The organism is Paenibacillus sp. 01T422, from assembly GCF_056398785.1.
The window spans coordinates 1-8,492 of sequence record NZ_JBFTQB010000184.1; the positions used below are offsets into that span (position 1 = coordinate 1).

An 8,492-nucleotide genomic window follows, 5' to 3' on the forward strand; every position below is an offset into this window, starting at 1 on the left:
AATGTAGTATGTACATATTTATTGGTATTTATAATGTTTTTCTGACTGTTTTCAATACTGCTGAATACGCTCATTTGAAGACTAGAACTAATCTGAGTGTCATTCTTGCGGGTCATCCAAAGTTTAAATAATTCTTTCGTTTGTCCAACTGATTCAAGCACTTTTGATTGGCTGGCGAGTATTTCATTAATGCCAGTTTCAGCACCGTATTGTTTATAAACTGAAGTAGCATACTCCAAAGATTTATTGTACTCGTCTGTAATCTCCAAGTAATCGCGATCAAGCGAATCTTTAAGGTTAGGTACTTGATCTAAATCCATGTATTGCTGCAGTTTGCTAGCAAACATGTAAATTTGCATGTCCGTATCGCTTAGCCATTTATAAGCATTGATTATAGATTTGTCTTTTGTTTCATTTTGATTCTGTTCATTTTTCAAAGAAACATTCACACTATACGTCGAATCGTCCCAAGCAACATCGGCACCAAGCTGCCTCAACATATAAATTGGCACCATTGTTCTCCCGTTATAATTAATAGCTGGAACATCTTCTACCTTTAAATCACTTCCATTTGTTTTTACACCTACAATGGGATTACCCTCAAAATCTCCGCGGGTGGAGGAAGCGTTGACGCTGCTAGTGATAAAGAATAAAATCATAGTGACCGTTAGTAACTTTTTCATAGACTCACTCCATTTGCTAAATTATTTAATCGTAAATATTTCGACAAAAGAAGTAAGATATCCTTTAATTTTACAAATTATTATGACAGGAGAGTTAATAACGAATGAAAAAGAAACAAATGATTTTGACAGCAGCCGGTGCCATTTTACTATTATCCACTTCCATTTCAGTCTCTCAAGCTGAAGCTCCAACTCCAGGCTCGTCCACCGACCCGGTGATCACAAAGAGCTATTTTGATCAGAACACCTTAAGCGAAGCCAAGGTGAAAGAGATTGTTGCCTCCGCGATCGCTGCTAGTGCTGGCGGAAGCCAGCCTGGCAGTGGGAGCAACGGAGGCACAGGCACTACCCCAACGCCAGCGGCGATGAAGGTTGTCCAATTGGCAAATGGACAAACGCTTTACGCCGGTGCTGGCGCCGAATTTGTCGTGCGAAGCGGCAGAGTCCTCACCGTGAGCAATGATGATAATGGCATCCCAGATGTAACGGGAGGCAAGGATCTTCCAGCGGGGACTGAACCCGCGCTGAATCATCTTTTGATTTTTCCAACAGAAGGCCGCGGTATAAAACCGTCTCCGAAAAATACAGCGGACATTTATGTCATGGTGCGCGGCAGCTATTTATTGTTGAATGCAGATGGAAGTACGGCTGCGAAATAATTCTTCTCCATAATTTTTACCCTTAATGACAACTTCTTATGAGGTTCGAGTTTGAGAATCCAGCCATAATAAATGTGTCCCCACTTGGGTCAACTGTTTACGGAGCTTGGTTTTAATAATAATAAAAACTCTAAGGAGGCGTTTATTATGGCTAGAAGTAACAACAAGTTGGTTCCTCAATCAAAAAAGGCTTTAGATGCACTCAAATACGAGATTGCTGCTGAGCTGGGATTGCCGGTGGGCAAGCATATGTCGTTAAGTGCGGATACGGAGTTCGCGACTGAATTAGGCTCTATTCCCTCCTCTTCAGTGAAAGAGGATTATTGGGGACACATCTCTTCAAGAGATGCAGGGGCTGTTGGGGGGACTATAACAAAGAGATTGATCCAGCGTGCTGAAGAAGTCTTGTTCTCTCTCTAATATTAGAAATTATTCATAATTTATTCACGATTACATTCATTGACACTAGGCGACAAATAAAGTAAGATAACTTATTGAAGGTCAATGTTTAATTTAACCTTTTCCAATCGGGAAAGGTTCATTTTTTTGTTGTCTTTATTTATCAATAACATTGTTTTAATTCTTTACCAGTGCGGAATTCAAAGTTCTTGTCAGCGCAGAGCGCAAAAGAGGGATTCCGTTTGGCGTGAAAAGCTGCCGCTAAAGCCGGGCCCACTTTTTTTCATATAGAGGCATCGAGTAGAAGCTTTTCAAACATACTAAATGATATTAGGAGGATGAATGATATGGCGCAAGTACGTGGACGTCGTTTATTTACATCCGAATCCGTAACAGAAGGTCATCCGGATAAAATTTGTGACCAAATTTCTGACTCGGTATTGGATGCATTTCTTGCCAATGATCCGAATGCTCGTGTAGCATGTGAGGTATCTGTAGCAACTGGTTTGGTTTTGGTAATCGGTGAGATTACTTCTAGCTCTGAATACGTTGATATTCAAGCGATCGCAAGACAAACAATTAAGGAAATTGGTTATACGCGTGCAAAATACGGATTTGATTCCCAAACATGTGCGGTTCTCGTTTCTTTGAATGAGCAATCCCCTGACATTGCCCAAGGTGTTAATAGAGCTCTTGAAGCAAGAGAAGGTTCCATGTCCGATGAAGAAATCGAAGCAATTGGTGCTGGTGACCAAGGTTTGATGTTCGGTTTCGCAGTTAATGAGACGCCTGAACTTATGCCTCTTCCGATTTCGATTTCTCACCAATTGGCTCGTCGTTTGACAGAAGTTCGCAAAAATGGAACTCTTCCATACCTGCGTCCAGATGGCAAAACACAAGTAACTGTTGAGTACATTGACGATAAACCTGTTCGTGTAGATGCAATCGTTGTTTCCACACAGCATGGTGAAGAAGTTACTTTGGAGCAAATCCAAAAAGATATTAAAGAGCATGTTATTGCTCCAATCGTTCCAGCACATTTGTTGGATGATAATACAAACTATTTCATCAACCCAACTGGCCGTTTCGTAATCGGCGGACCTCAAGGGGATGCTGGTTTGACTGGTCGTAAAATCATCGTTGATACGTATGGTGGTTACGCTCGTCACGGCGGCGGTGCTTTCTCTGGTAAGGATCCAACAAAAGTTGACCGTTCCGGTGCATACGCAGCACGTTATGTTGCGAAAAACATCGTAGCAGCTGGACTTGCTGAAAAATGTGAAGTTCAACTGGCTTACGCAATTGGTGTTGCGCGTCCGGTATCCATTGCTGTGGATACATTTGGTACGGCTAAAGTGAGTGAGGAAAAGCTAGTTGAGCTGATTCACAAAAACTTTGACCTTCGTCCAGCAGGTATCATTAAAGAGCTTGATCTGCGTCGTCCAATCTACCGTCAAACAGCTGCATACGGTCACTTTGGCCGTAATGACCTAGATGTTCCTTGGGAGCGTACAGACAAAGCTGAGCTTTTGAAAGCTCAAGCGTTAGTTTAATAACTAGAAGAGTCGTCCTTTTTAGGGCGGCTTTTTACTTTATAGTAAAACAGAACATATGTTTGACTAACAATATAAGAAATGGTAATATATTCATATACTCCATTGATTTTTCATCACGAGCAATTCGTATGGTATACTGGAACTACGATTATAAGCATCTATTATAGATGGATCGGGGAGTGATGGAAATGGACAATGAGTTGAAAGAGGCTCTGTCAGCCTTGCTGAAAGCCGAGTTTTTGCCAATGTTTGATAGGTTAGATGTTATTGATAGACGTTTGGATGGGATTGATACCCGTCTGGATGGTGTCGATAATCGACTGAATGGTCTCGACAACCGCTTGGATGGCTTAGACACACGCCTAGACAGAATAGAAATAGATCAAATTCAAGTTAAACAAGCCGTTTTGGAAACCAATGCAACTGTAAAACGGATTGAGCTCATCCAAGAACAGCAGCATTCCATTATAGAACTTTTATCAGCTCGATCTATTGAGCATGAAGCTAAAATAAAACGCATCCTGTAATTTTACAGGTTTTGTATCTCAAGCAGAGAGCAGGCCCCACAAGGGATGACTCTCTTTTTTGTGTTCCTTTGGAGTATAAATACAACGGCAATCCTATCGTAACTTTTTCCATAGTTTAAGAGTCTATATAAGTATCGTGAAAATGATAGATACTAGAATTAGACTGAAAGAGGAGTGTGGAGAAGCAACATGACGTTACAGAAGCAAGTAGGGATAGGTGCGCTGGCTTGCGCATTGATGTGGCAATTGGTAGCTGGGACTACGGTAAATGCGGCAGGATCAACATTGACGCTTAGTTCACAGGAAACAATTACATCAGGCGCAATCATGAAGAATTATGTGTGGACTACAACTAGAAGCAATAAAGATGTTTCGGTAAACGCCAACGTGATCGAGGTCGACTTGACGAATCCGAACGTAAAGATAGACGCAATGGCAGGGACGAATACGCAGTTCACGAAGAACCAAAGCGTTTTGGGTATGGTGAAGGATAGCGGCGCTGTAGCAGGCGTAAACGGAGATTTCTTTAATACACAGGCAGAAGGTGTCCCAGAAGGTGCTCAAATAACGAAAGGAACGGTGATGGCGACGCCGGCTAAAATATCGGGACTATATTCTTTTGCAATAACGAAGAATAATCAGCCAATTATTGATATTCTTGACTTCCAGGGCAGAGTAACGGCGAAGGATGGAACGTCTTTTGATCTTGGTGGTGTCAATAAAACGTATTATTGGGATGATAACAATGTTGCGATGATTGCTGACGGACTTTTCCTATATACGAGTGCTTGGGCAATGACACAAAGAGCAGTAGATGGAACGCATGTTCCAACTGAAGCACTTATTCAAAATGATATCGTTAAGGAGATTGCGGTAGATACAAATATTAAGATGATTGCTCCTGCCGATGGGTATATTCTTAGAGGTTCAGGCCTAGCAAGGGAGTTTATCGTTAATCACCTCAAAGTCGGAGATAAAATTACGACCAAATATGATATGATTCCGCATGACGCTTCCAAAACATATGATTGGAAAAACTTTAAAATGCTTATCGGGGGCAGCACGCTCCTGGTGGATGAGGCAAAGCCGAGTTATTTCACACGGAATATTAATGATTTCAGCGGTTACAGCCCGCGCTCACGAACGGCTTTAGGCTATTCCAAGGATATGAAAACAGCGTATATTATTACCTCTGATCGTAGTGCAGGCAGTGCCGGTATGACGCTACCAGAGCTTCAACAGTTTATGATTAGTGCTGGTGTTTGGAAAGGGCTGGTTCTGGACGGTGGTGGATCCACTCAGATGGTTTCCAGACCCCTAGGTGACTTAGATCCGAAATTGGTGAATAAAACAGAGAATGGCAACCAACGTTCCGTTGCAAATGGTGTAGGCGTATATTCAACCGCACCTAAAGGTGAGCTAAAGGGGCTTATTTTAAAGGGTCAAAATATTTTGTTTATGAATGAATCCAGCACTTATCAATTCAAAGCATATGATGATTATTTTAATCCGATTTCAGTGGAGGGGATTGTTCCGCAATGGAGTAGTTCCACAGCAAATGGCGGCTTTAAGGATAATGTATTTACGCCCACAATAACAGGAAAAACGCAGATTACAGCGAAATCGGGGAAAGGCTCTGCATCCATGGATGTTGAAGTTATTGGCCGGAACCAAATTAATTCGATGAAATTCAATTCGGGTGCTTTTTCGTTGACCGAAGGAGGAGATTTCAAACTTCCAATTATGGTGACTACCAAAAGCGGTGCTACAAGAGAGCTGCCCGCGGCATCAGCAACATGGGAGCTTAGCGGAGTGAAAGGGAGTTTGAAGGATGGTATTTTACATGTAGACAGTGCTTCAGGTTCTCAGGCCGCCCAGGTAATCGCAAGGTACGATGGCTTCAGTACAATGGTTACACTTCCAGTGGGACAAGAGAAAGTATGGTACGACCTAGACAAATCTGCAGTTATAACTACAGGTGATAAATATCCAGCAGAGGTTGTTTCTTCTGTAAATATTGAGCAAACAAATGGGAATAAGAATTTAGCAATCACTTATGATTTTACAAAAGGCACAGGAACGAAAGCCGCATATGCCCGATTTGATGGCACAAACGGTGTGCAAATTGCTGGAGAACCAGAGTTTATTACAGCTAAGGTCCTTGGTKATGGGAGTTTTAACTGGGTGCGTGCTGAAATTGTTGATGCTGATGGCAAACTGAATTATGTCAGCTTCACAGAAAATACGAACTGGACAGGTTGGCGCAAATTGACGGCCGATGTCTCAGATCTGAAATTCCCTATTAAGCTTAAGAGTGTATATGTAGCTAATCCGGCGAACGGACAGGATGAAAGAGCACCGAAAGGGAAAATTAGTATTGATGATATCTCTTTTATTTATAAAGGACAGTTGCCGGCTCTGCCGAAGAATTCAGTAAAACTCACTGTGAACAAGAAACAAGTAACGGTAAACGCAAAAGCGATKACGTTAGAGCAAGCACCAACAATCATAAATGATAATACACTTATCCCAATTCGATTTGTAACAGAAGCACTCGGGGGTAATGTGAAATGGGATGAAAAGGAACGGAAAGTCACCGTTGTTCGCGGGGATAAGCTAATCGATCTCTGGATTGATGATGCAGATTTATTGGCAAATGGTGATCGTGTCACGGCGGAGGTTGCACCCAAAATTATGAATAATGTGACTATGGTTCCACTTCGTGTAATTTCTGAGAGATTAGGGTTTAAAGTAGGCTGGGATCCCCAAAATTATGGGATAACTATTGAATAAATAGTGCTAGAAGTTCACTTCAAATTGTAAGAACTATGTTACAATATGGGGTAGACTAATTTCTAATCTTGTTAATAAAAAGGAGCATGTTTCATTTGCAGCCAGACGCTATAGATCGTGTCATAAAAAACGCAATTAACGTCATGGAGAGCAGCAAGTATCAGATGTTCGAGATCGCTGAAGCTTCTCGCTTAGAGAAAGAATCGCTTACTCGTGAACTTGAGGAAATTAAGCATGAAACGGGTATCACGATTGATTTGGTCGATAAGTTAGAGAAGGATTACAAGCGCTCCCGCATTCGACTCACGGAAGTCAGTCGTGACTTTAATAAATACCGTGAGGAAGATATTAAGGTTGCTTATGAAGCGGCTATTGCCTTTCAATTACAACTCACTATTGCTAGGGAAAAAGAAAATAATCTGAAGACCAGACGCAATGACCTGCAGGTGCGAACTAAGAATGTGGACAAGCAGGTAGAGCGGGCTGAAACGATCGTTTCTCAGATGAATGTAGTTTTAGAATACTTAYCCGGAGATCTCAACCAGGTCACTCGCATATTAGAATCGGCTAAAAACAGGCAGCTGCTGGGTTTGAAGATTATTCTGGCGCAAGAAGAAGAGCGAAAGCGCATTGCGCGTGAAATCCATGATGGTATGGCTCAGACCTTGGCAAATGTTGTGCTACGAACAGAAATTGCTCAGCGCATGCTTATTAAAGAAGATATTCCCGCGGTAAAGGAAGAACTGGTGGATTTGAAGGGTCAAGTCAGAGGGGGACTTGAAGAAGTTCGCAAGATCATCTTCAACCTCCGCCCGATGGCGCTCGACGACCTAGGTATCGTGCCGACTCTGCGTAAATATGTTCAAGATTGTGAAGAGAAGTATCGAATTCGTACGCAATTCAATCTCGTAGGCAAGCAGACTCGTATTCCATCAGGGCTTGAAATTGCGATTTTCCGACTGGTGCAAGAAGCTCTATCTAATGTAATAAAACATGCGAAAGCAACTTTCTTATCTGTTGAGCTAACACTGGAACCTGATCAAGTACAAATCTACGTCGTAGATAATGGGGTCGGCTTCGATGTGCCGCAAACAGAGCAGAAAATAGCTAAAGGGAATAATTTCGGTCTGTTAGGCATGCGTGAGCGTGTTGAGCTTCTGGAGGGCACAATGATCATTGATTCCGCCAAAGATTCTGGAACCAAAATTACAATGTTAATCCCTATTGGCGGCGGTGCAGAGAACAAGGAGGAAAATCAAAATGGACAACACGGCGAGTCATAAACGCAATGTGCGAATTGTTATTGCGGACGATCACCAGCTGTTTCGCGAAGGTGTTAAACGGATTATCAACATGGAAGATGATATGGAAGTCATCGGTGAATGTGGTGATGGAATCCAGGTTATTGAGCTCTGCAATCAAATCACGCCAGATATTGTTCTAATGGACATTAACATGCCACTTGAGAACGGTGTAGTTGCGACTGAGCGTTTAAAGCTTATTTTTCCTGATATTAAAGTTATCATTCTTTCCCTGCATGATGATGAGAGCTATGTATTTGAGACTCTTCGCAAAGGGGCTTCGGGTTATTTGCTTAAGGATATGGAAGCAGAGTCGCTTATTAATGCGATCCGTTCCGTGGTGGCTGGTCACGCCTACATTCACCCTAAAGTTACAGGAAAGCTAATCAATCAGCTAAGACGCATGACTTATTTAGATGACGTCGGTGTGGTTGGATCAGGACAAGGCGCTAAGGATTCTGCGCTTAAGTACATACATAATACCAACAGTCCACTTACCAAACGGGAAGCGGAAGTTCTGCGTTTAATGGCAGAAGGCAAAAGCAATAAACTGATTGGAGAGTTCCTTTATATC

General features: G+C 42.2%; 8 protein-coding genes. 7 read left to right on the plus strand and 1 reads right to left on the minus strand.

The window, feature by feature from the left end; translation table 11 throughout:
• Window positions 1–683 (minus strand): stalk domain-containing protein (locus AC1DUA_RS12725; RefSeq protein WP_477500107.1); only part of this gene is annotated, 683 nt, incomplete at its 3' end.
• A 104-nt stretch (window positions 684–787) separates the two neighbouring features.
• On the opposite strand from AC1DUA_RS12725, the gene AC1DUA_RS12730 reads away from it, so the two are divergent.
• The 7 genes from AC1DUA_RS12730 to AC1DUA_RS12760 all read left to right on the plus strand — a co-directional run.
• The gene (locus AC1DUA_RS12730) at window positions 788–1,342 is read left to right on the plus strand and encodes a hypothetical protein (protein ID WP_477500108.1); all 555 of its coding nucleotides are present in this window, start codon (window positions 788–790) and stop codon (window positions 1,340–1,342) included.
• A 147-nt stretch (window positions 1,343–1,489) separates the two neighbouring features.
• Window positions 1,490–1,762: a small, acid-soluble spore protein, alpha/beta type gene (locus AC1DUA_RS12735; RefSeq protein ID WP_477500109.1), complete on the plus strand. Its 273-nt coding sequence runs from the start codon at window positions 1,490–1,492 to the stop codon at window positions 1,760–1,762.
• Window positions 1,763–2,088: 326 nt separating this feature from the next.
• Complete coding sequence (metK, locus tag AC1DUA_RS12740) at window positions 2,089–3,294, plus strand: methionine adenosyltransferase (RefSeq protein ID WP_477500110.1); 1,206 nt, start codon at window positions 2,089–2,091, stop codon at window positions 3,292–3,294.
• 191 nt (window positions 3,295–3,485) lie between these two features.
• Window positions 3,486–3,824, plus strand: a complete 339-nt coding sequence (locus tag AC1DUA_RS12745; RefSeq protein WP_477500111.1) for a hypothetical protein — start codon at window positions 3,486–3,488, stop codon at window positions 3,822–3,824.
• Between the two features lie 189 nt (window positions 3,825–4,013).
• Complete coding sequence (locus AC1DUA_RS12750) at window positions 4,014–6,617, plus strand: stalk domain-containing protein (RefSeq protein WP_477500112.1); 2,604 nt, start codon at window positions 4,014–4,016, stop codon at window positions 6,615–6,617.
• A gap of 95 nt (window positions 6,618–6,712) precedes the next feature.
• Complete coding sequence (locus AC1DUA_RS12755) at window positions 6,713–7,900, plus strand: sensor histidine kinase (RefSeq protein WP_477500113.1); 1,188 nt, start codon at window positions 6,713–6,715, stop codon at window positions 7,898–7,900.
• On the plus strand, window positions 7,878–8,492 hold a 615-nt coding region (locus AC1DUA_RS12760; protein WP_477500114.1), incomplete at its 3' end, for a response regulator. The genes AC1DUA_RS12755 and AC1DUA_RS12760, both read left to right, overlap by 23 nt.

Bases quoted from the DNA above. Each gene is read 5' to 3' on its own strand.
- metK (WP_477500110.1), top strand. From the start codon at position 2,089: ATGGCGCAAGTACGTGGACGTCGTTTATTTACATCCGAATCCGTAACA.
- AC1DUA_RS12745 (WP_477500111.1), top strand. From the start codon at position 3,486: ATGGACAATGAGTTGAAAGAGGCTCTGTCAGCCTTGCTGAAAGCCGAG.
- AC1DUA_RS12730 (WP_477500108.1), top strand. From the start codon at position 788: ATGAAAAAGAAACAAATGATTTTGACAGCAGCCGGTGCCATTTTACTA.
- AC1DUA_RS12735 (WP_477500109.1), top strand. From the start codon at position 1,490: ATGGCTAGAAGTAACAACAAGTTGGTTCCTCAATCAAAAAAGGCTTTA.